This window comes from Acidovorax sp. 22279 (assembly GCF_052045435.1).
Lineage (GTDB): Bacteria > Pseudomonadota > Gammaproteobacteria > Burkholderiales > Burkholderiaceae_C > Acidovorax > Acidovorax delafieldii.
The window spans coordinates 43,348-66,115 of record NZ_JBQEOV010000019.1; the positions used below are offsets into that span (position 1 = coordinate 43,348).

22 protein-coding genes and 1 riboswitch are annotated in these 22,768 nt (G+C 65.5%); of the genes, 1 reads left to right on the plus strand and 21 read right to left on the minus strand.

Annotated features, from left to right (window positions below; translation table 11 throughout):
- Positions 1-13: 13 nt before the first annotated feature.
- Complete coding sequence (locus ACTJKQ_RS21140; protein ID WP_440597973.1) at positions 14-2,257, minus strand: S53 family peptidase; 2,244 nt, start codon at positions 2,255-2,257, stop codon at positions 14-16.
- Between the two features lie 248 nt (positions 2,258-2,505).
- Positions 2,506-2,595: riboswitch (cyclic di-GMP riboswitch) on the minus strand.
- A gap of 179 nt (positions 2,596-2,774) precedes the next feature.
- Between ACTJKQ_RS21140 and asd the strand changes: the two genes are divergently transcribed.
- Positions 2,775-3,626 carry an archaetidylserine decarboxylase gene (gene asd / locus ACTJKQ_RS21145; RefSeq protein WP_440597974.1) on the plus strand — a complete coding sequence of 284 codons (852 nt, stop codon included), beginning with the start codon at positions 2,775-2,777 and terminating at the stop codon, positions 3,624-3,626.
- Positions 3,627-3,663: 37 nt separating this feature from the next.
- Here the strand turns inward: asd and ACTJKQ_RS21150 are convergent, their stop codons facing one another.
- The 20 genes from ACTJKQ_RS21150 to ACTJKQ_RS21245 form a co-directional block, all read right to left on the minus strand.
- Positions 3,664-3,873 (minus strand): hypothetical protein, encoded by a 210-nt coding sequence (locus ACTJKQ_RS21150; RefSeq protein ID WP_056063577.1) that lies wholly within the window; start codon positions 3,871-3,873, stop codon positions 3,664-3,666.
- A 118-nt stretch (positions 3,874-3,991) separates the two neighbouring features.
- The gene (hutG, locus tag ACTJKQ_RS21155; RefSeq protein WP_440597975.1) at positions 3,992-4,807 is read right to left on the minus strand and encodes an N-formylglutamate deformylase; all 816 of its coding nucleotides are present in this window, start codon (positions 4,805-4,807) and stop codon (positions 3,992-3,994) included.
- 34 nt (positions 4,808-4,841) lie between these two features.
- Positions 4,842-6,224: a formimidoylglutamate deiminase gene (locus tag ACTJKQ_RS21160; protein ID WP_440597976.1), complete on the minus strand. Its 1,383-nt coding sequence runs from the start codon at positions 6,222-6,224 to the stop codon at positions 4,842-4,844.
- Positions 6,221-7,507, minus strand: coding sequence for an imidazolonepropionase (gene hutI, locus ACTJKQ_RS21165; RefSeq protein ID WP_440597977.1), 1,287 nt, complete (start codon positions 7,505-7,507; stop codon positions 6,221-6,223). The genes ACTJKQ_RS21160 and hutI overlap by 4 nt, the downstream gene beginning before the upstream one ends.
- Before the next feature lie 72 nt (positions 7,508-7,579).
- Entirely contained in the window at positions 7,580-8,209 is a 630-nt protein-coding gene (locus tag ACTJKQ_RS21170; protein ID WP_440597978.1) for a HutD/Ves family protein, read from the minus strand.
- Positions 8,206-9,099, minus strand: a complete 894-nt coding sequence (locus ACTJKQ_RS21175; protein WP_440597979.1) for a phytanoyl-CoA dioxygenase family protein — start codon at positions 9,097-9,099, stop codon at positions 8,206-8,208. The genes ACTJKQ_RS21170 and ACTJKQ_RS21175 overlap by 4 nt, the downstream gene beginning before the upstream one ends.
- Positions 9,100-9,155: 56 nt before the next feature.
- Positions 9,156-9,932 (minus strand): amino acid ABC transporter ATP-binding protein, encoded by a 777-nt coding sequence (locus ACTJKQ_RS21180; RefSeq protein ID WP_440597980.1) that lies wholly within the window; start codon positions 9,930-9,932, stop codon positions 9,156-9,158.
- Positions 9,933-9,946: 14 nt separating this feature from the next.
- Positions 9,947-10,615: an amino acid ABC transporter permease gene (locus tag ACTJKQ_RS21185; protein ID WP_010465675.1), complete on the minus strand. Its 669-nt coding sequence runs from the start codon at positions 10,613-10,615 to the stop codon at positions 9,947-9,949.
- Positions 10,616-10,644: 29 nt separating this feature from the next.
- Positions 10,645-11,394, minus strand: coding sequence for a glutamine ABC transporter substrate-binding protein (locus tag ACTJKQ_RS21190; protein WP_010465677.1), 750 nt, complete (start codon positions 11,392-11,394; stop codon positions 10,645-10,647).
- Positions 11,395-11,426: 32 nt separating this feature from the next.
- Complete coding sequence (locus ACTJKQ_RS21195) at positions 11,427-12,173, minus strand: IclR family transcriptional regulator (RefSeq protein WP_235511620.1); 747 nt, start codon at positions 12,171-12,173, stop codon at positions 11,427-11,429.
- Between the two features lie 105 nt (positions 12,174-12,278).
- Positions 12,279-14,003 carry a urocanate hydratase gene (gene hutU / locus ACTJKQ_RS21200; protein WP_440597981.1) on the minus strand — a complete coding sequence of 575 codons (1,725 nt, stop codon included), beginning with the start codon at positions 14,001-14,003 and terminating at the stop codon, positions 12,279-12,281.
- A 40-nt stretch (positions 14,004-14,043) separates the two neighbouring features.
- Entirely contained in the window at positions 14,044-15,582 is a 1,539-nt protein-coding gene (gene hutH, locus ACTJKQ_RS21205) for a histidine ammonia-lyase (RefSeq protein ID WP_436075045.1), read from the minus strand.
- Between the two features lie 200 nt (positions 15,583-15,782).
- Positions 15,783-16,595 carry a histidine utilization repressor gene (hutC, locus tag ACTJKQ_RS21210; protein WP_116750047.1) on the minus strand — a complete coding sequence of 271 codons (813 nt, stop codon included), beginning with the start codon at positions 16,593-16,595 and terminating at the stop codon, positions 15,783-15,785.
- 30 nt (positions 16,596-16,625) lie between these two features.
- Positions 16,626-17,405 carry an ABC transporter ATP-binding protein gene (locus ACTJKQ_RS21215; protein ID WP_116750048.1) on the minus strand — a complete coding sequence of 260 codons (780 nt, stop codon included), beginning with the start codon at positions 17,403-17,405 and terminating at the stop codon, positions 16,626-16,628.
- Entirely contained in the window at positions 17,402-18,262 is an 861-nt protein-coding gene (locus tag ACTJKQ_RS21220; protein WP_056746321.1) for an ABC transporter permease, read from the minus strand. The genes ACTJKQ_RS21215 and ACTJKQ_RS21220 overlap by 4 nt, the downstream gene beginning before the upstream one ends.
- 22 nt (positions 18,263-18,284) lie before the next feature.
- Positions 18,285-19,250 carry an ABC transporter substrate-binding protein gene (locus ACTJKQ_RS21225; protein WP_440597982.1) on the minus strand — a complete coding sequence of 322 codons (966 nt, stop codon included), beginning with the start codon at positions 19,248-19,250 and terminating at the stop codon, positions 18,285-18,287.
- A gap of 406 nt (positions 19,251-19,656) precedes the next feature.
- Positions 19,657-21,039, minus strand: coding sequence for a sensor histidine kinase (locus tag ACTJKQ_RS21230; protein WP_440597983.1), 1,383 nt, complete (start codon positions 21,037-21,039; stop codon positions 19,657-19,659).
- Positions 21,036-21,722, minus strand: coding sequence for a response regulator transcription factor (locus ACTJKQ_RS21235; protein ID WP_056063622.1), 687 nt, complete (start codon positions 21,720-21,722; stop codon positions 21,036-21,038). The genes ACTJKQ_RS21230 and ACTJKQ_RS21235 overlap by 4 nt, the downstream gene beginning before the upstream one ends.
- Before the next feature lie 17 nt (positions 21,723-21,739).
- Positions 21,740-22,066, minus strand: coding sequence for a hypothetical protein (locus ACTJKQ_RS21240; RefSeq protein WP_056065068.1), 327 nt, complete (start codon positions 22,064-22,066; stop codon positions 21,740-21,742).
- 17 nt (positions 22,067-22,083) lie between these two features.
- Entirely contained in the window at positions 22,084-22,551 is a 468-nt protein-coding gene (locus ACTJKQ_RS21245) for a Spy/CpxP family protein refolding chaperone (protein ID WP_440597984.1), read from the minus strand.
- Positions 22,552-22,768 lie beyond the last annotated feature (217 nt).

The following is a 22,768-nucleotide window of genomic DNA, read 5'->3' on the forward strand; positions in this document are numbered from 1 at the left end:
GCGGCTCGACCTCCTAGCGCGGGTTGATCGTCACCGGCACATTCAGCTGTGCGGACAAACCTGCCGAGTCTTTGGCTGTGACCACCAGTTGATAGCTGCCAGCCACCGGCTTGGGCCAGTTGGCCGTGATGGTGCTTCCGGACACAGCAAAGCCCATGCCCAATGGCACACCGGTGATGGAGACGGAGAGCGAGGTGGCGCCCGGCGAGGTGATGTTGATGCTGCCGGACAGCGGTTGACCGGCTACGCCCACCATGGCTGAGGCCGTGATCACCGGCCCTGCCGTGGCGATCTTGACCGTGAAGACGCCCTTGCCCGACAAGCCCGTCTTGGTGTCCTTCGCCGTCAAGGTCACGCTGTACGTACCAGCCACCGGTTTGGGCCAGCTCACCACGCCATCTGCAGCCACAACCATTCCCGATGGAGCCCCTGCAAGGGAATACGCCACCGGATTGAGAGCGCTGACATTCGCCTTGAAAGACAGGGCGACACCAGGGCGGCCTGCAATGCTCGCGCTTTCGATCGTCGGGGCCACCGGAGCGATCACGTTGATGTTGTAAACCCCCTGCCCAGTGAGCCCCGTCTTGGTGTCCTTTGCCACAACGGTGACGGCGTAGGCCCCTGCCACAGGAGCCGGCCACGACACCACACCGGCAGCACTGATCGACATGCCAGTGGGCGCACCGGCAAGGCTCAGAGTCACGGGGTTGGGAGCGTTGACGGACACCGTGAAGGTCAGTGCCGCACCTACGATGCCGCTGATACTGGTCGATGTGACCACCGGCGCTGGCGCAGGTGCTGCAGCGCCAGCCAGCAAGCCCACCAGCGCGCTGGCATTGGGAGTACCCAGGCCTGTCAACTGGTCATAGCCAGGCCCGGCCGAGCAAGTACCGCAGACGCCGTGGCTGCCCAGGCGAATGTCGGAAAAACTGCTCGCATAGTTGGATGCCACTGCGCCTATCTGCCCATAGAGCAACGCGTGCCCACCGCCCATCACTGGTCGCGCAGCTTGCTGCCTGCCTGCGTTGGCCACTGCTACAAGTCCGGCCCACATGGGTGCTGCCAGGCTGGTACCGCCTGCACTGATCCATTGCACAGCACTGCTTCCTGGCTGCATCACCGCCACGTACTGCCCGGTGGCAGGGTCGGCATTCATGGCCACATCAGCCACCGTGCGACGCACCAGCGAGCCAGTACCCGGCACAGACGACTTCTGGTACACCGGCACGGCGATGAAGCCGCTGGTACCACCACCCGTGCCCGACCAGCTCACCTCACTACGCGCCCCGCTGCCGGAATAGGTCAGGGTTGTGCCGCCCACCGCGATGACATTGGAAGAAACTGAAGGCCAGTTCACCCCTGCGCCAGAATCGCCGGTCGCCGCCAGATAGGTCATTCCCGCGGCAGTAAAAGCAGAGTCCACAGAGGCTGTCCATGCACCTTCCTGCGCACCGAAGCTCATGGACACCACTCCCGGCCCCATGGTGTTGGCCAGCCGTACGGCGCCCAGCAAGCTGTTCACCGATGCGTCGGGCGCCTCCACAAGAACGATACGTGCCAGCGGCGCAATCGCATGCACCCACTGAACGTCCAACGCGATTTCCGTCGCCCACCCGGCGTCGTATGCGGGCGCCACGCCAGAAATGCCGCCGGATGCTGTGCTGTAAGCCACCCACAATTCGCAACCCGCTGCAGGGGAGGCAGCGGCCAGGGGCAGCCCAGTGGTTACTGGCAACACCTTGGCAGCACAGGTGGGCAACCCGAACTTCTGATTAAAAGCTGCCAGTTCGGCTGCCACGTTGGGGTTGTGCTTCGCTCCAATGACATACACCGTCTGCCCTGCCCCCAGTTGAGCGGCTTGGGCTCCGGACGGCTTGGAGCCTACAGCGGGCAACGCCCCGAAGCCGTAGGCCGCGCGTACCTGAGCGACCGAATAGGTGGTGACCACACCTGTACCTGCGAGAGGCGCTGCCAGCGCATCCTTGGACCCCGTCCAGGTCATATTCGCCGACTTCTGCTGCACCTCCTCCAGGGTGGAGGGTGTGAGACGGCGGGTGGACAATGCCTTGAACATCTCCGGCACCGGCTGCGACTTGGGCGCACTCCGCGCGGACTGGTTGGCATCCTCCACGTCCATGTCGTCAGGAGCCTCTAGCACCACTGGCGCGATGTGGAACGTGGGCTGCGCCCCCAAGCTCTCCACCTCTGGCGGCAACATCTCGGCAGACACTTGCAGCGTCGTGGTGGTGGAGGCCACGTCGCTAAGTCCTTCCGTGTCGGCAGATCCGCCGCACCCCAAGACAGCCAACGGAACGACAGAGAGCAACGCCCAGCGAGCATGCTGGGGCTTGCGAGTGAAAAGGTGACGGCGAGTCTGCGTTGGCATTCTGTTCTCCATGACATGCGGGAATCACACCGCACACACCGAAGAAAGCTGGGATGCAAACACCTGTGAGGATTGCCGACGCGCCCTGGAGCACCCCCCAAGCAAACACCCTGGAGAACCGTGGCAACCCCGCTGCCATGCCCATTCAAAAGGGGTTAGACCGGTGGCTTTGCGACCCCGACTTTCGTGCGGGTGTGCCTTGATGGAGCAAATGTAATTGTTTGAAACGGAAAAATCAATAAATTTGATAATAATTTCAACTTTATCACCTGACTACCAGAAGTGCCAGACTCCATCCACCGCATGCACACGCACCCTTGATAACCCGGGTCGCCAGCAGCCCCCCCGTCGTTAGAATCATTCGCTCTATCGACTCAGGAAGAACGTTTTGTCCGATCGCCTCGCCGTACTGCCCCAATACGCGCTTCCCAAACGCGCACTGACCACCCTGGCGGGCAAGTTCGCATCGGCCCGCCTGGGCGGCCTCACCACCTCGGTGATCCGCTGGTTCGTGGGTCGCTACAACGTCAACATGGCCGAGGCGGCCAACCCCGACATTGCCAGCTACACGTCGTTCAATGACTTCTTCACGCGGGCGCTCAAGCCCGGCGCCCGCCCGCTGGCCCAGGCCGATTTGATCTGCCCTGTGGACGGTGCGATCAGCCAGTTTGGCGCCATCGCCAAGGACCAGGTTTTCCAGGCCAAGGGGCACACCTACTCCACCACCGCCCTGGTGGGTGGCGATGCGGCCGCCGCAGCCCGTTTTGACAACGGCCACTTCGCCACGCTGTACCTGAGCCCGCGCGACTACCACCGCATCCACATGCCTTGCGCGGGCGAGCTCACGCGCATGGTGCATGTGCCGGGCGATCTGTTTTCGGTGAACCCGACCACGGCACGAGGTGTGCCCGGCCTGTTCGCGCGCAATGAACGCGTGGTGTGCTTTTTTGAGTCGGCCCAGGGGCCTTTTGTGCTGGTGCTGGTAGGCGCCACCATCGTGGGCAGCATGGCCACCGTGTGGCATGGGCAGGTGAACCCGCCGCGCACCGGCACGCTGCGGCAGTGGGATTACGCCAAGGGCCAGGTGAGCCTGCAGCAAGGTGAGGAAATGGGCCGCTTCTTGCTCGGCTCCACCGTGGTGATGCTGTTCCCACAGGGGCCGCTGCAGTTCAATCCGCAGTGGTCGCCCACGCGCCCCATCCAGCTGGGCGAGGCCATGGCGCAGTGCACTGGCGGCTGACCTTCAGCCCAGTAGCCCTTCGGCCGGAGCGCCGCGCTCACAAACGGTCTGGCGCGCGCGTGAGCCGGAAGGCGGTGGGTGCCAGGTGCAGCGCTTCAGGGTGAACGGGGGATTCGTGCCCCACCAGATACACCATGAGAGAGTTGCGGCGCACCACCACATGGCTCACGGTTTCGCGCTGGTGGTTCCATTGCACAAACGCGCCGGGCTTGAACAGGGGCATGTAGTAGTAAGCGGTGGGGTCCATGGGGCGCGGCTCCTCCCGCTACAACGGGCCCTTGCGTGAATGCGGGCCCTGACGGCGGTCCATGGCGGACCGACCAGTTCATACTAGCACCGATCCCTCCCGCCGCGGGGTGCCCATTTCAAACTGATTGCGTTGCCGCAAAGGCCAGCGTGGCCTGCAGCATGCGGCGCAGGTGCGGCTGCACGCCTGCCGCCACATCGGGCAGATAGTCAAACGGCAAGGCTTCTTGCATGTAGCTGCACTGCGTCATCTCCAGCTGCACCGCGTGGATGTTCTGCGCGGGCTGCCCATAGTGGCGCGTGATGTGGCCGCCCTTGAAGCGACCGTTGAGCACTGCGGTGTAGCCCTGGGCCTCTTTGGCGATGGACAACAGCTCCTGCGCCAGCGCCGGATCGCAGCTTTCGCCGTTGGCCGTCCCCAGGTTCAGGTCGGGCAGCTTGCCTTCAAAGAAGCGCGGCAGCACCGAGCGGATGGAGTGTGCGTCCCACAGCACCGCCACACCATGCTGCGCGCGGATGCGGTCCAGCTCGGCACGCAGTTGCGCGTGGTACGGCGCCCAGACGGCGTCGCGGCGCGCGGCCACCTCGGCATCATCGGGCACGTCGCCCCGGGCATAGATGGGCGTGTCGTCAAACGTATCGACCGGGCACAGGCCGGTGACGCTTTGGCCAGGGTAGAGGCTGGTCCCATCCGGCGGGCGGTTCAGATCGACCACATAGCGCGAGTGCGTGGCCACGAGGATGGACGCGCCCAGGTCCTTGGCGAACGCATAGAGGCGCTCCATGTGCCAGTCGGTGTCGGGCACCTGGCGGGCCTCATCGGTGAAGCGAGCAGCCAGCGCTGGCGGCACGTAGGTGCCCGCATGGGGCATCGACACCAGCAGCGGCGCGGTGCCGGGGTAAAGGACAAAAGAAGGTGGAGAGGTATCTGTCATCACAAGCTCAGGGGTATGAATTCAATCGGACGCGTCAATCGGGTGCAATGGTGGCCGAGCGCGCGGCCACGAACGCATGGGCCGCTGCATCATGCAGCGTGTGCCGGCCGCTGGCGATACGCCGCTGCCCCGCCACCCACACGCTGTCGATGGCCGAGGTGCGGTGGCTGCCAAACACGTGGGCCGACAGCATGCTGTGCGCAGGCAAATCGCGCAGCGCCAGGTGCTGCGCATCCAGCGCCACCAGGTCGGCCTGCTGGCCCACGGCGAGGCCCCCAATGGCGCGGCCCGCGGCCTGCGCCCCGCCCTGCACGGCCTGCAAGGTCATGGCCGTGGCCACCTCGGGTTGCGCAGCGGTGGCCAGCACATTGCGCTGGCGCAGCGACAGGCGCTGGCCGTATTCGAGCATCAGCAATTCCTCTGCAGCATTCACGCAGGCATGGCTGTCCGAGCCCACGCCCCAGCGCCCGCCGTGCTGCAGCCACAGCGGCATGTCGAAGATGCCATCGCCCAGGTTGGCCTCGGTGGTGGGGCAGATGCCTGCCACGGCGCCCGTGCGCGCTGCGTCCTGGTACTCCTGCGGGGTCATGTGCGTGGCGTGCACCAGACACCAGCGCTCGTCCACGGGGGCGTTCTCCAGCAGCCACTGCACCGGGCGCTGGCCGCTCCAGGCCACGCAGTCATCCACTTCCTGCGTCTGCTCGGCAATATGTATGTGAATGGGCGCCTGCGCGTTGAGCGCCGTGAGGCCCTGCACCGCAACCTCCAGACTGCCAGGCGGCACCGCGCGCAGCGAGTGCGGCGCCAGACCCAAAACGGCCGCTTGCGCTTTTGCAGCGGGTGCAAGGCGCTCCAGCAATGAGAGCATGTTGTCCGGGCTGCGAATGAAGCGGGCCTGGTCCGCACGCGGTGGCTTGGCACCAAAACCACTCGTCTGATACAGCACCGGCAGCAGCGTGATGCCGATGCCCGCATTCTGCGCCGCACGCAGCAGGGCCAGCGAGAGCGTGGCGTCATCGGCATAGGGCGTGCCGTCCTGGTCGTGGTGCACGTAGTGGAACTCGCACACGCTGGTGTAGCCCGCCTCCAGCATCTCCACGTACAGCCAGGTCGCAATGGCCTCCAGCGACTCGGGCGTAATGCGTGCCGCAAAGCGGTACATCAGGTTGCGCCAGCTCCAGAAGCTGTCCTGGCTTTCGCCCCGGTATTCGGTCAGGCCCACAAACGCGCGCTGAAAAGCGTGCGAGTGCAGGTTGGGCATGCCGGGCAGCACGGGGCCCGGGGCCATGGCGGCACCATTTGACTGGGCGTTGGGCGTGACGGCAGTGATGCGCCCTGCCCCATCCCATGTGATCAGCACGTTGCGCGCCCAGCCCGTGGGCAGCAGTGCATCGGCGGCGAACAGTTGTTGCGTCATGGCATGACTCCGTGAATGCGCCCTTGCCGCACGATGGTGCAGGCAGGCTTTTGGCCCAGCCAGTAGGCCAGTTCGGCCGCCTCGCCCACCGGCCACAGCACAAAGTGAGCGGGCCTGCCGGATGCGATGAGGCCGTGGGTGTCTTGCAGGCCGAGCGCGCGTGCGGCGTGGGTGGTGATGCCCGCCAGCGCCTCGGGCACTGTCAGACGGAACAGCGTGCAGGCCATGTTGGCCATGAGCAGCAGGCTCAGCGCGGGCGAGGTACCCGGGTTGTGGTCGGTGGAGACGGCCATGGGCACACCCGCCGCGCGCAGTGCCGCGATGGGCGGCAGGTGCGTGTCGCGCAGTGTGTAGTAGGCGCCGGGCAGCAGCACGGCCACGGTGCCTGCGGCTTTCATCGCAGCGATGCCGTCGGCCGACAGGTGCTCGATGTGGTCACATGACAGCGCACCGTAGCGCGCAGCGAGTGCCGAGCCGCCCATGTCGGACAGTTGCTCCGCATGCAGCTTGACGGGGATGCCGAGCTTGCGCGCGGCCTGGAAGACCTGCTCGGTCTCGGCCAGCGTGAAGGCGATGCGTTCGCAGAACACATCCACGGCATCCACCAGGCCTTCGGCCGCCAGCGCAGGCAGCATCCCGTTGCAGACAAGGTCGGTGTAGTCCTGGCTGCGCCCAGCGTATTCGGGCGGCAGCGCATGCGCGCCGAGGAAGGTGGTGCGCACCGTGACGCCAAAGGCCTCGCCCAGGCGGCGGGCCACGCGCAGCTGCTTGCGTTCGTGCTCCAGCGCCAGTCCGTAGCCGGACTTGATCTCGATGGCACACACGCCCTCATCCAGCAGCGCCTGCAGGCGCGGCGCGGCCAGGGCAAAGAGCTCGTCTTCGCTGGCCTCGCGCGTGGCGCGCACCGACGACACGATGCCCCCGCCCGCCCTGGCCACCTCTTCATACGTGGCACCCGCCAGCCGCATCGCGAACTCGTTGGCGCGCTGCCCGCCGTACACCAGGTGGGTGTGGCAATCGACCAGACCGGGGGTGGTGACGGCGCCCCTGCCGTCAATGCGAGGCAAGGCCACAAAGGCTGCTGGCACATGGGCCTGCGGGCCCACCCACTGCACGGTGCCGCCCCGCACCACCACACACGCCAGCGCGCCCTCAGGCACCGGCACATCCGTCGCCCACAACGCGGCTACGGGCCGCAGGTTGGTCCACACGCCATCGGCACTGGGTGCGGAAGATGCTGGCGGGACAACGCCCTGCTTGTTGCTACCTGCTGCTGTGTTCATGGATTGATTTGCTATTGTTTATATAGCTAATGGAGCATATTCCACTAGCGCTTGCAGCCCATTTGATTCAAATTATGGTGCAGAGCCCCTGCGCAAGGCCACCCAGGCCAGCACGGGTGCATCGTCGGCAGACCCACCGCTTTCGGCGCGGCGCACAGGGGTGATCGACGGCGCTGCTTCGCCCCCTTCGTTCACCCACCACAGGCCCTGCCCCGCTGCCAACATACGCACTTGGTGGGTATCGCAGTCCTCGCATCGCCAGGTGCCCTGCAGCACCATGCACAGACCCGCTGCAGCCCCCTCAGCGGGTGGCGGCGCATCGCGCAGCACCTTCAGGTTCCCGGTCCACTCACCCCGGCGCAGCATCAGGTTGAAGTCGGTGGAAACACCGCCCAGCATGCGGCAGTCCACCGGCTCTTCGCCGGAGAACGCAAACGGCTCCCAGCGATGCGTCAGCGCATGCTGCCAATGTCCTTCTGCGCCTTGCAGATGTACGCCATCGCCATCCAGCAACATGATTTGCCGATCCACTCCCACAAAGGCCGAGAACGGCCCGGGGCGTGCAATGGTGGCAACGCTCACGCGCCATGCAAAGCTGTCCATGCCCGCGCCGGGCGGCCAGCACGTCAGCTCGCGTGTGCTGCCGCCGCCGTTCTTCCACGGCACCGGGGGCGTGGAGGCCAAGTCCAGAAACTGCTTCACGCGCCTTCACCCTGCGGCACACCGTTCCCGTCCACCAGCAGCGGGAACAGCGGGTGGTCCATGGCGGCCCCAGCGGGCAGCTGGTCCGCCAGCCCCGGGAACTCGGGCGAGGTCGTCCACGGCCTAGGCGCGTGGCGCGTGTCGTCGCCCAAGAAGCGCACCGAGAACACGCGGCGCCGGTTGGGCCCCTCCACCCCGCCCGCCGCATGCAGCGTGAGCATGTGAAAACACACCACGTCGCCCGGCTCGATCTCCCAGCCCACGATGGGAAAAGCGTCGCGATTGGCCTCGACGTTGGGCAGGTCCTGCAGGCTGCCTTCAGGGAACCACTTGGCCTGGTTGTCCATGAAGGTGCGCGGCATGAGCCAGGGGCCCTTGTGCGATCCCGCCACAAACTCCAGCGTGGCCGCACGCGAGACCGGGTCCACTGGTATCCACATGCTCACGTTCTGCCTGCCTTCGATGTTGTAGTAAGGCTGGTCCTGGTGCCAGGGCGTCTTCTGGCGCGTGCCAGGCTCCTTCACCAGCACATGGTCGTGGTACAGCCGCACGGTGCGTGACTGCATCAGGCGCTGCGCGGCCAGGGCCAGCGGCGTGTCGCGCACAAAGCGGCCAAACTGCGGGATGTCCTGCCAGTTGCAGAAGTCCTCGAAGAAGCGGCCCGGGTCATCCGGCCTGCTGGCCACTTTGGCGCGCGGGCTGGGCGCGGCCAGATTGGCGTCGATGCCGTCGCGCAGCAGCGCTACCTCTTCGGGCGTGAGCAGCTGCTTGATGCAGATGGCGCCGTCGCGGTCAAACCGCGCGATGTCGTCGGCGGTCAGGCGCTCCTGCAAGCGCTGTTGAAAGTGCTGTTGTTGGCTCAGGTCACTGGCAGGTGAAACCGGGTGCATACGAGCTGTCTCCTTGTAGGCTATTGACCGTTGTCGTCCATCACGCACACCCAGCCTCAGGCGCGCGTGAGCACCGCCTGCAGAAAGGAGCGCGTGCGCTCCTGCGTGGGGTTGGTGAAGATGGTGGCAGGCTGGCCGGACTCAATGATCCCGCCGCCGTCCATCACCACCACCACGTCGCCCACCTCGCGTGCAAAGTCCATTTCGTGCGTCACGACCATCATGGTCATGCCTTCGCTGGCCAGCAGCTTCATGACCTGCAGCACCTCGCCCACGAGCTCCGGGTCCAGCGCCGACGTGGGCTCGTCGAACAGCATCACGCGCGGCTCCATGGCCAGTGCGCGGGCAATGGCCACCCGCTGCTTTTGCCCGCCCGACAGGCTGGCAGGCATGGCCGACGCCTTGTGCGCCAGACCCACCTTGGTCAGCAGGGCCTGTGCGCGCTCTTCGGCGTCCTTGCGCGAGAGGCCGCGCAGCTTGCGCGGGCCCAGCGTGACGTTGTCGAGCACCGACAGGTGCGGAAACAGGTTGAACGACTGGAACACCATGCCCACCTCTTCGCGCAGGGCGTTCAGGTCATGGTCAGGCAGCATGCGGCCGTCCTGCACCAGTGTGCGGCCACAGATCTCGACCGTGCCGCCTTCGGGCTGCTCCAGCCCGTTGCAGCAGCGCAAAAAGGTGCTCTTGCCCGAGCCGCTGGGCCCGATGACCACCACCACCTGCGACGGCAGCACGTCAAAGTCGATGCCGTTCAGCACCACATGGTTGCCAAACGATTTGCGCAGTCCGCGAATGCGCACGATGGGCTCGGCGGATGGGCTTGCTCCGGTCATCACAGAATTTTTCTTCATTGCACCATCCCCCCGGCACGCAGGCGCAGCTCCATGCGGCGCAGCACCAACGAAGTGACACCCGTGAGGATGAAATACACCACCGCAATCGCCAGGTACACCTCCAGCGAGCGGTACGACACGCTGATGATCTTCTGCCCTTCGTGCATCAGGTCGTGGATGGTGAGCAGCGACACCAGCGCCGAGTTCTTGATCAGCGCGATGAACTCATTGCCCAGTGGCGGAATCATGCGCACCACGGCCTGTGGCAGCACCACGGTGCGCATGGCCAGGCCCGACGACATGCCGATGGAACGCGCCGCCTCCATCTGCCCCTTGTCAATGGACTGGATGGCGCCGCGCACCACCTCGGACACATAGGCGCCCGAGTAGATGCCCAGGCCGATCACGCCGCACACAAAAGCGGGCAGCAGGATGCCGAACTGCGGCAGGCCAAAGAACAGGATGAACAGTTGCACCAGCAGCGGCGTGCCGCGTATCGCGGCCACGTAGGCGGTGCACAGGGCGTAGACCACGCGGCGCTTGGGGTTCAGGCGGCCAATGCCCACCAGCAGGCCCATGACGCAGCCCAGCAGCAGCGAGGCAGCCGTGATTTCCACAGTGACCAGCGCACCCGCCAGCAACTGGGGCAACCCGGCCCAGACAGGAGAAAAATCGAGTTCCATGGCTCAGTTCGGCAACGTGTGGCTGCGGTTTACTTGGCAGCGCTGTTGCTGAACCACTTCTTGACGATGGCCGCATAGGTGCCATCGGCCTTGAGCTTGGTGATGGCACCGTTGACGGCCTTCGTCAGCTCGGGCGTGTCCTTGCGCAGGGCCATGCCGTACTCTTCAGTGGTGAGCTGCTCGTCGAGCACGCGCAGGCCGGGACGGGTGCGCACATACTGGAACGCGGCGGGCTTGCCGGTCACGGCAGCGTCGGCGCGGCCGATGTCCACCAGGTTGAACATCTCCTGGTTCTTTTCGACCTCGACACGCTGCACCTTGGGGAATTTCTCGGTCAGGTACGCCACCGACTTGGTGCCCACCTGCACGCTGACCTTCTTGCCGTCCAGGTCGGCCAGCTTGTTGATGGCCTTGTTGTCGGCCTTCACCATCACCACCAGGCCGCCGGCGTAGTAGGAGTCAGTGAAGTCCACCACCTTCTTGCGCTCGTCGGTGATGTAGATGGCCGAGACCGCCATGTCAAAACGCTTCGAGATCAGGCCGGGAATCAGGCCCTTGAAGTCGATGTCCACCCACTCGACCTGCTTGCCCATGGTCTTGGCAATGGCCTCCACCAGCTCGATGTCGAAGCCCGTGCGTTTGCCGTTCTCGACAAACTCCATGGGCGGGAACGTGGCATCGGTGCCCACACGCAGGACGTTGTCCTGGGCCTGTGCACCCGTGGTGCAGAAGGCTGCGGCGGCCAGGCTGGCCAGAAGAAGGTTGCGGCGAAGGTTCATGGGGAAAGCTCCTGAGGAGGGGTGAGGGAAAATCAAGGAGAAGTGAGTTGGCGGGAGATGCGCGCTGCGGCGACGACGGCCATGCCGGTGAGTGCGGTCTCCTGCCCCTGGGCCCGCAAGATCGGGGCCATCAGGGTGATGGCCCCGGCGGCCTGCCGGGGAGAACCGAACACGGGCACGCTGACGCCCCAGACACCGGCATCCACTTCGCCGGAGCTGACGGCGTAACCCGCCTTGGCAATGCCCTCCAGCTCGGTCAGCGCCGCCTGGCGCTCAGCAGTGTCTGCGCCGTAGTGCAGATCCAGAATGGCATTGCGCGTGGCCGAGGCCACGTGGGCAAGCAGGCACTTGGCGGATGCACCCGCGCGCAGCGGTACGCTGCGCCCTTTTTCAAACGAGCAGCGCAGGGCCTGCGTGCTGTCCACCATGTCCAGGCACACCACGCTGTCATTCACGGCCACCACCAGCCCCACGCTCTCGTGGGACTGCCGGGCCAGGGCCTGCATGTCCGGCCGCGCGTGGTGCACCAGATGCGACGCCATGTCAAAGCCCAGCGCCAGTTGCAGGCTCAGCGGCCCGGGCGCGTAGTGCCCGCTGCTCTCCAGCACAAAGCCCCACAGCTTGAGCCGCGCCAGCTGCCGGTACAGCGTGCTGCGCGCCAGGCCCGTGGCCTCCACCAGCTCGGCAGCCGACATGGGCTGCCCGTGCTGCGCCAGCACCGCCAGCACGTGCAGAACACGGTCGGCGGCGGCAACGGAGGTGGGTCCACGGGTCGGCATGGACTCAGTATCAAAGGATTGCAGCGGCATTCAAACCCAACATTCCCAACGAATGGGAATGCAGTTCCCTTTTTTCACATTCCTGTCATTCCCTCCCTCGCCCCTTCACTTCACCATGGGCAGCTTCAGGCCCTGCTTCTTGGCCGTCTCCACCGCCAGTTCGTAGCCAGCGTCGGCATGGCGCATCACGCCGCTGCCGCAGTCGTTGACCAGCACATTGGCAAGGCGTTGGGCCGCGGCTTCAGTGCCGTCGGCCACGATGACCATGCCCGAGTGCTGCGAGTAACCCATGCCCACGCCCCCGCCGTGGTGCAGGCTGACCCAGGTGGCGCCGCCTGAGGTGTTGAGCAGCGCGTTGAGCAACGGCCAGTCGCTCACGGCGTCGGTGCCGTCCTTCATACCTTCGGTCTCCCGGTTGGGGCTGGCCACGCTACCGGTGTCCAGGTGGTCGCGGCCTATGACGATGGGAGCCTTCAACTCACCGTTCTTCACCATCTCGTTGAAGGCCAGGCCCGCAATGTGGCGCTCGCCCAGGCCCAGCCAGCAGATGCGTGCCGGCAGGCCCTGGAAGGCAATGCGCTCGCCCGCCATGTCGAGCCAGCGGTGCACATGTTTGTTCTCAGGGAACAGCTCCTTGATCTTGGCGTCGGTCTTGCGGATGTCTTCCGGGTCACCCGACAGCGCCACCCAGCGGAACGGGCCCTTGCCTTCGCAGAACAGGGGGCGGATGTAGGCAGGCACAAAGCCGGGGAAGTCGAACGCGTCCTTCACGCCTTCGTCAAACGCCACCTGGCGAATGTTGTTGCCGTAGTCCACCACCGGGATGCCCATGTGCTGGAAGTCGAGCATGGCCTGCACGTGCACGGCGCAGGACTTGGCTGCAGCCTTCTTCAGCACCTCGTGCTGTGTCACGTCCTGCTGCGCGGCGCGCCACTGCGCCACCGTCCAGCCTGCGGGCAGGTAGCCGTTGACGAGGTCGTGGGCCGACGTTTGATCGGTCACTAGGTCGGGCTTCAAGCCACCGGCCTTGGCGCGGCGCACCAGCTCGGGCAGAATTTCTGCGGCATTGCCAAGCAGCGCAATCGACACCGCCTCTTTGGCTGCGGTGTGCTGCTGGATCAGCTCAAACGCATGGTCGATGTCGCGCGCCTGCTTGTCCACGTAGCGCGTGCGCAGGCGGAAGTCGATGCTGCTTTGCTGGCATTCAATGTTGAGCGACACCGCGCCCGCAAATGTGGCGGCCAGCGGCTGCGCGCCGCCCATGCCGCCCAGGCCTGCGGTCAGTATCCACTTGCCTTCCAGCGAGCCGCCGTAGTGTTTGCGCCCGGCTTCGGCAAAGGTTTCGTACGTGCCCTGGACGATGCCCTGCGTGCCGATGTAGATCCAGCTGCCGGCGGTCATCTGGCCGTACATGAACAGGCCCTTCTGGTCCAGCTCGCTGAAGTGTTCCCAGTTGGCCCACTTGGGCACCAGGTTGGAGTTGGCCAGCAGCACGCGGGGCGCGTTGGCATGGGTCTTGAACACGCCCACGGGCTTGCCGGACTGGATGAGCAGGGTTTCGTCGTCGTTCAGCTCCTTGAGCGAGGCGAGGATCTGGTCAAAACACTCCCAGTTGCGCGCGGCACGGCCAATGCCGCCGTACACCACTAGGTCCTGGGGGCGCTCGGCCACCTCGGGGTCGAGGTTGTTCTGGATCATGCGGTAGGCGGCCTCGGTGAGCCAGCTCTTGCAGGTGAGCTGGCTGCCGCGCGGCGCGCGGATCACGCGGCTGGCGTCGTGGCGGGGGTCGGTGTTGGAGGCGGCGGCGATGATGGCGTCGTTGGCGTTCATGGTGGGCTCCTGTGAATCAATGGGGTATGCGTAGAGAAAATCAGGCGAAGCTGGGCAGGCATTGCGTGAGTGCTGCAGGCCAGGTGGACTGCTGGGCCCATGCGCGCATGGCTTCGATGTCGGGGGCGAGGTAACGGTCCTGCTCCAGGTAGGCCACGCGCTCGCGGATGGCGGCGAATTGCGCTTCGATCAGCGGAGAGGATTTCAGGGTGCGGTCGAATTCCATGCCTTGCGCAGCGGCCATGGCCTCGATGCCGACCATCACCGCCGCATTGCGCACCATGTCGCCCAGGCGGCGCGCGCCGTAGGTGGCCATGGAGACATGGTCTTCCTGGTTGGCCGAGGTGGGCAGGCTGGTCACGCTGCTGGGGTTGGCCAGGCACTGGTTCTCGGCCGCCAGCGCGGCGGCGGTCACCTGCGCAATCATGAAGCCCGAGTTCACGCCGCTGTCGAGGATCAGAAATGCTGGCAGGCCCGAGAGGCCCGGGTCCAGCAGCAGCGACAGGCGACGCTCAGAGATGGCACCGATCTCGGCCACGGCCAGCGCAATGATGTCGGCCACAAAGGCCACGGGCTCGGCGTGGAAGTTGCCGCCAGAGATCACGTCGCCGTTGTCGAACACCAGGGGGTTATCGGATGCCGCATTGGCCTCAATGGTCAGCACGCGCGCGGCGTGGTGCAGGTTGTCGAGGCACGCGCCCATCACCTGCGGCACGCAGCGGATGGAGTACGGGTCTTGCACGCGGCCGCAGTTCGGGTGCGAAGGGTCGATGGCGCTGCCGTCGAGCAGCGCACGCACGGCGGCCGCCACGGCGATCTGCCCGGCCTGGCCACGCGCTTCGTGGATGCGAGCATCAAAGGGTTTGACAGAGCCCTTGATGGCTTCGAGCGACAGGCAGCCCGCAACCAGCGCGGCGGCAAAGACGCTCTCGGCGCCAAACAGCCCGGCCAGTGCAAGTGCGGTGGACACCTGCGTGCCGTTGAGCAGCGCGAGCCCTTCCTTGGGGCCTAGCACAAACGGCTGCAAACCGATGGAGCGCATGGCCTCTGCCCCCGGCACCACCTTGCCGTCCACCTTGGCCTGGCCTTCACCAATCAGCACACAAGCCATGTGCGCCAGCGGCGCCAGGTCGCCCGACGCGCCCACCGAGCCTTTGGCCGGAATCACCGGCAGCACGTTGGCGTTGGCCAAGGCCAGCAACGCATCCACCAGCTCGGGGCGCACGCCCGAGTGGCCGCGCGCCAGGCTCACGGCCTTGGTCGCGAGGATGAGGCGCACCACGTCGTCGGGCAGCGCATCGCCCGTGCCCACGCTGTGCGACAGCACCAGATTGCGCTGCAGCTCGGCCAGGCGCTCGTGCGCAATCTTGGTGCTGGCGAGCTTGCCAAAGCCGGTGTTGATGCCATAGACGACCTGGTCTTCATCGACGATGCGCTGCACCGTGGCCAGGGACTTCTGCAAACCCGCGCGGGCCGACGCATCGAGCACCAGTTGCACAGGGCCCGCGTGGATGCGGCGCAGCTCGGCCAGCGTGACGCGGCCGGGGTGCAGGGTGAGGGATGAAGCGTTGTGTGTCATGGCGTTGATCCTGTATATACAAGTAGGTACAAGCAAAAAATAACAGCGTTAATTCGTTCTTCAAATCCTGTTGGCCAATCCCGCTACGGGTGAAACTGCCAGGGCACCCGCGAGAGACGCCGAGCAAGGGCCGCCCCGCAGCGAGGGTGTCGTCCCCCTTGAGGGGGAAGGCGCGAAGCGACTCAGGGGGTGCTTCATATTCAACCGGCGACGGGATTGCCGTCGGCGCGGAAGCGGCTGCCCAGGCGGTAACGGGTGGCGGGGTGCAGGCAGCGCACCACGGTAATGGGCACGCCGCGCGACCAGGTGCGGCGGGTGAGCAGCAGGCACGGCTCCTGCGGAGACATCTCCAGCAGCGCGGCCTGCTCGGCGGTGGGCATGACGGCATCGACCACATGCTCGATCTGGTCGAAGGGCACGTTGCGCACCAGGTATTCGGAGGGTTGCAGCAGTGTGAAGTCCTGCGCGACGAACTGGGGCACCTGGCGCGGGTTCACGTGGCGGTCTTCCAGTTGCACGGGCAGGCCATCCTCGCGGTGGATGCACAGCGAGTGGAACACCGACTCGCCCGTGCGCAGGTCCAGCGCGGCGGCCACCTCCAGCGTGGCGGAGGTGCGTTCCACCGTGAGCACGTCACAGCGGTAGTCGTGCCCGCGCTGACGGATTTCGCTGGCCAAGTTTGCAATCTGCAACAACGTGGACTGGGGCTTGTCCTCGGCCACAAAACTGCCCACGCCCGCCACGCGCACGATGCGGCCCTGCTCCACCAGTTCGCGCAGCGCGCGGTTCACCGTCATGCGCGAGATGCCGAACTGGGTGACCAGCTCGTTCTCGGATGGCAGGCGGTCGCCCGCACGCCAGATGCCTTCCTGGATCTTGCGCGAGATGTGGTCCTTGACCTGCTCGTACAGCGCCATGGCTTGCGCGGGTGCAGCCACGGCGACCACCGCCTTGGCGGGCGTGGCGCTGCGCGGGGCAGTGACTGCAGTGCGGCGGGAAGGACGGGCGCTCATGTGTGGATGCGGGGCTGGTGCAGGTTCAGATCAGTGCAGGTCCGCCGCCATGGATTCAGCGCGGATCTCTTCGGTGAGGCGCGCCTTGAGGTCCATGAACTCGGGGCTCGTTTTGATCGTGTAGTGGCGCGGGTGCGGCAGGTCCACCGCCAGCTCGGTCTTGATGCGGCCGGGCCGGGCGCTGAACACGGCCACGCGGTTGGCCATGAAGATGGCTTCGTCGATGTCGTGGGTGACGAAGAGCACCGTCTTGCGCTCGGCCTCCCAGATGCCCAGCAGCAGCTCTTGCATGAGCACGCGGGTCTGGTTGTCGAGCGCGCCGAAGGGCTCATCCATCAGCAAAATCTTGGGGTCGTTGGCCAGTGCGCGCGCAATGGCGGTGCGCTGCTGCATGCCGCCCGACAGCTGCTTGGGAAAGTGCTGTTCAAAGCCGCGCAGGCCGACCTTGGCGATGAAGTACGCAGCGCGTTCCTTTTGCTGTGACTCGGGCATACCGCGTTCGCGCAGGCCAAAGCGGATGTTCTGCTCGATGGTGAGCCAGGGGAACAGCGTGTAGCTCTGGAACACCATGCCGCGGTCGGCGCCGGGGCCTTCGACGGGCACCCCATCCAGCAGCACGCGGCCGCTGGTGGCATGGTCCAGCCCCGCCACAATGCGCAGCAGCGTGGACTTGCCACAGCCCGAGGGGCCCAGGATGGTCACGAAGTCGTTGTCCTTCACCTCGAAATCGACCGGCTGCAGCGCCTGCGTGCGCTGGCCTTTGGCAGTCTCGAAGACACGCGAGACGGCTTGGATGGATACGCTGCTCATCGCACAAAACTCCAGGCAAACAGACGGTGGTTGAGCGCCTTGAAGGCGAAGTCGGACACCAGCCCGATGAGGCCGATGATGATGATGCCGAAGATGATCTGACCGGTGTTGAGCAGCGACTGGCTGTCGGTGATCATGTGGCCGATACCGCTGGACGAGCCGATCAGCTCGGCCACGATCACATAGGTCCAGGCCCAGCCCAGCACCAGGCGCAGAGTCTCGGCGATCTCGGGCGCCGCGCCAGGGATGAGCACGCGCGTGACGATGCCCTTGTGGCCCGCGCCCAGGGTGTAGGCAGCCTCGACCAGGTCGCGCCGCGCACCACCCACGGTGACGGCCACCATCAGCGTGATCTGGAAGACCGAACCGATGAAGATGACCAGGATCTTCTGCGCCTCGCCAATCCCAGCCCACAGGATCAACAGCGGGATGAAGGCCGACGCAGGCAGGTAGCGGCAAAACGAGACGAAGGGCTCAAAGAACGCCTCGATGCCCTTGTACGCGCCCATCGCAATGCCCAACGGCACGGCAATGATGGCGGCAAGGATGAAGCCGCCGACCACACGCCAGATGGTCATGCCGATGTCTTTGATGAAGCCGTACTCGGTGAACAACAGCCAGCCTTCCTTCACCATGGTGACGGGGCTGGCCAGGAAGGTGGGCGACACGAAGCCGCCCAATGTGAAGAACGCCCACACCGCCACGAAAAGGGCGAAAAAGGCCAGCCCCAGCATCCAGCGGGATCGGCTGCTCACAGGCTCCAGCGGGGCCAGCGAGCGCCGGCGCGCGGGGGCATGTGGTCCGGCTTTTTGCTCGGGTTTTGGCTCGGTAACGGACAGGGGTTGCACGGCGGACATGGAGCGCTCTTCTTCCGTCTATTTACTTGATGAAGCTCGCGTCGAAGGTGACGGCCAGGTCTTCAGGCGCCTTGCGGATGATGCCGGCCTCCAGCAGGATGGCCGTGGCGTCCTTCATGAACGTGGTCAGCTCGCCCGCGAAGAACTTCTGGTTGGCGGCCTTGTCCTGCCAGCGCAGGAAGGACGACGACTTGGCGAACTGCTCGCCCGTCTGCTTGACCGCAGCGCCCATGATCTCGTTGGACTTGGTCGGGTCGGCCTTGATCATGTCCAGCGCCTGGAAGTACGAGTTGGCCAGTGCCTGTGCGGCCTTGCCGTTGGCCTTGAGCCAGGTGGGGTCGCAGCCCACGGTGTCCATCACCATGGGGTAGTCGAGCGTGGTGGCCAAAATCTTGCCGGCCGCAGGGTTGTCGCGCACGGTAGACAGATAGGGCTCGTACGTCATGGCGGCATCGTTTTGCCCGGCCACGAAGGCCTGCGCGGCCGCTTGGGGCGACAGCGTGGTGGTCTTCACGTCCTTGAGGCTCATGCCGTTCTTGCTCAGCATCCAGGCCAGGCCGAAGTACGGGGCGGTGCCGGGCGCATCCACACCGATGGTCTTGCCCTTGAGGTCGGCAAAGCCCTTGATGTCGCCGCGCACCGCAATGCCGTCGGCGCCGTAGGACTTGTCCATCTGGAAGATCTGCACGATGGGCACGCCGTTGGCGTTCCAGGCGACGTGCGTCTCGACCGTGGTGGCGGCGCACTGGATGGACTTGGAGGCCAGGGCCAGGTGGCGGTCCTTCTGCGGGATCATCTTGATCTCCACATCGAGGCCGTTTTTCTTGAAGATGCCGGCCTTGTCGGCCAGCGTGAGCGGTGCAAAACCTGTCCAGCCGGACATGCCCAGCACAATCTTGGTGTCCTGCGCCTGGGCCGGTGCGGCCAGGGCCATCATGCATGCTGCAGCCGCTGCCAGCGACGTCCATTTCACAACCGATCGAGTCATCATCTGCTCCTGTTTGAAGAAAGTACCTTGGCCCTGCCCACCGGAACGCACCTGCGTACCGGAAGCCATGATGACAGCTTCAGCATACCTGTATATACAGGGTAAACACTGAAAAATCCGACTCATGCGAGGGGGTGCCGATCTTCAGCAAGAACGGGGCCAGGGAGGATGGTGTGTTCTCTGGTGGTCCAAGGCACCAGGAATCACTCCTGATTTGATAGCTACCAGGGCAATAGACACCTGCGCCACAGCGCAAAAAAGCCATCAATTTGCGTTGAGAAGCCGGACATGGCCGCTGGCATGTCCACTTCCCCATTGCACCAGGCCTGTGCGCTGGCCTGGCCGCGTCGGTGCGACGCCACCTGCCAGCGCAGAGGCCAACCTGTCTATGCCGCCGGCTCGCGACCTATTCCACCACCGGCAAACGCACGGTGACCGACAGGCCGGGCTCTGCATTGCGCATTTGCAATTGCCCGTCGTGTGCCTGCGCCACCAGCCGGCACAGGTACAAACCCAGTCCGACGCCACCGGTGGCGCGCTGGCGTGCGGTGTCCGGGCGGTAGAACGCCTGGGCCAGGTGTGGCAGGTGCTCGGGGGGCACACCGCGCCCATGGTCACGCACCTCCAGTTCTAGCACCCTCCCCTCATCCGCCAGCCGCAAATGCAGCTCAGGGGGAAAGGCACCCGACTCACTGTGGCGCAGGCTGTTGTCCAGCAGGTTGCGCAGCAAAAGCCGCAGGCGGGACCGGTCCAGCCGCACCGAGGGCAAGTCCGGCGCCACGTGCAAGGCAATATCAGCGGCCCCGGCATGGCGGGAGCACAGGTCGGCCACCACTTCGCGCGCCAGTTCGGTGACATCAGTGGGCTCGCGGTGCAGCGCCGCATGGCGGCCCGCCAGGCGCTCGCTTTCCAGCAGGTCGGTGATGAGGCCCGCCATTTCACCCAGGTCGCGCATCAGCGCCAGGCGCTGCGGTTGCACATCGGCCGTTTCGGGCAGCAGCTCCGTGTTCAGGCGGGCCCGCGTGAGCGGGCTGCGCAGCTCATGGCTCATCGCCAACAACAGTGCACGCTTGGCCTCCAGCATCTGGTGGATGTCATCCCCCATGGTGTTGATGGTCTCGGCCAGCTGGCCCAGCTCGTCCGGCCGGTGGGCATGCCGCACCGGTATGGGCTGGGCAAAGTTGCCGTTGCCAAAGCGCTGCGCGCCCTGGCGGATGTCGTCCAGCGGACGCAACAGATGCCGCACATATACATAGGCCAGCGCCGTGAGCAGCAGCAGCACGGTCAGCGTGCCCCACGCAATGCGCGGGCGCTTCTCCCAGGACAGCGCGTTCAGGCCGAACTCGATATGGTGCCCATCTGCCGTCGCGCGGCGCAGCAGGCTGTGCCCGTTCTCGTCCCCGGTCCAGCGGTCTTCCTGGCGGACCTTGTCGCTCACCCAGTCGGGGTTCTGCTGGTCGGGGTGCGATGCCCAGTGGATCTGCGGCCCGTCGATGCGCAAGGTCAGTGGCAGGCGATTGGCAATCGCCTGCGCGCGCTCAATGCTCGGTGGGCTGCCAATCTCGGCGGCAAGGCGGTCCACATAGTCCATCAGCAGCGGCCGCGCAGCCTCGCGCCAGCCTACGGACACGGCCTTTTGCACCCCGCCCATGAACGTGACCGCCACAGTCACGGCCAGTGCCATGAACACCAGCACCAGCCGAATGCGCAGCGAATGCCCTACCGCGTGGCGCGCCCGGCGGTGCCAGGGGCAGTTCGGGTCGTGAATGGGAGAACAAATCTGCTTCATGGGGCAGCGCGGCGCAAAGCCAGGGAGTAGCCCACGTTGCGCAATGTCTTGATGCAGTCCAGCGGCTCCAGCTTTTTGCGCAACCGGCTCACTACGATGTCCACCGCGCGGGTGTACAGCTCGGCCTCATGACCACGCAGCTGGTTCAGGATGTCGTCGCGGCTGAAGACCTTGCCGGGTTCGCGCGCCAACAGGTGCAACAGGTCGAACTCCGTGCCAGTCAGCTCCACCACCACACCATGGCGCTGCACACTGCGGCGCGCTGCGTCGATGGACAGGCCCTCGAACTCCAGCGCGCCCACGGCAACGCCCTGCCCCGGCGCCCTGCGCCGGCGTAACACCGTCTGCAGGCGCGCCACCAGTTCACGTGGCTCGAAGGGCTTGGGCAGATAGTCGTCAGCCCCCAGCTCCAGCCCCACCACCCGGTCCATCACCTCGCCGCGCGCGGTCAGCATCACGATGGGCAGGTCGCCCTGCTTGCGGATGGTGCGGCACAGCTCAAACCCGTCCATTTCGGGCAGCATCACGTCGAGGATGGCAGCGTCAAACCCGCCGGCCGTCAGCTGTGCCAAGCCATCGCTGGGCCGAAGTGCATGGACGAGTTCCAGTTCAAAACGCTGGAAGTAAGTGGCCAGGGGAGCGCCCAACTGCGCGTCGTCGTCAATCAACAATATGCGGTGCATGAGCAATTCTCACACCGTCAGGCGCGCTCCCCAAGGGCGGTATCGACAGAAGCGCCAGCCGCACACAATGCGCGGTGTCGCACGATGAGTCGCCGCAAACGGCCCTGCGCACCGGCATGGAGCGCATCAAAATGGTCGGCAGCCGCTAGCAGGGCAGGCAGCGTGTGGGCCGCCACCGAGGGCTGGCGAGCGACCAGGCCCATCGCATGCTCGCGGTCAAAGCGCGGCCCCCAGACCAGCGACATCAGCTCATCGTGAGGCTCCGGCATGCCCGACAGCAGCGCGGGCCCGTGCACACGAACGCCCTGGGCGAGGCGGTGGATAGGTTCCAGCGTGGGTGACATGCAATGCTCCCCGCCCATCACCCGCGGGCCATCCAGCCCTTGCGACGCTGCATCAGCTCCCGCACTTTTTGCTGCTGGTCAGGGTTCAGGCTGTCATAGAAGTCGGCCATCGCATTGACCACTGCGGGACTGTGGGCCTGCACCGCACGCGTCTTGTCTTCGAGCAGCGACTGCGCCCGCGCCCGATCAAACTTGTCGCCCGCGACAATGGCCTGCACCTCGGCTCGGGGGTCTGCCGTCTTGCCGACGAACGCTGCGCGCTGGGCTTCCAGTTGATCGGCCAAGGCATTGAGCTTGGTCTTTTGTGCCTCGTTCAGATCCAGCTTGCTGCTCACCCGGTCCACCATCTTGCCGCGCACTTCCGCCATCTTTTCCGCAGTCATCGGGCCGCGCTGGTGGTGCCCGCTGGAGCAGGCCGTCAGCCCACCCACCGCGATGGACGCACCAAAAATGCCCATCAGCGTTTTCTTGATCCAGGGTTTCATGATGCTGTCCTTTCAAAGACGGTATGGAACATGACCCTGATGGTGCGCGCAGCGGCTTGGAACGTGGTCTCGAGCCAGTTTCGGTTTATTTCATTTTGTTTCTTGGGCTGTGTTGGCGAAGCACGTTGACAGGTGGTTGACTGCGCGAACGGCAGCGTGTTAGCCGATTTTTTCAGGGGGTTACAACGCGAAGCTGGGGATACACAGCCACTGCGGA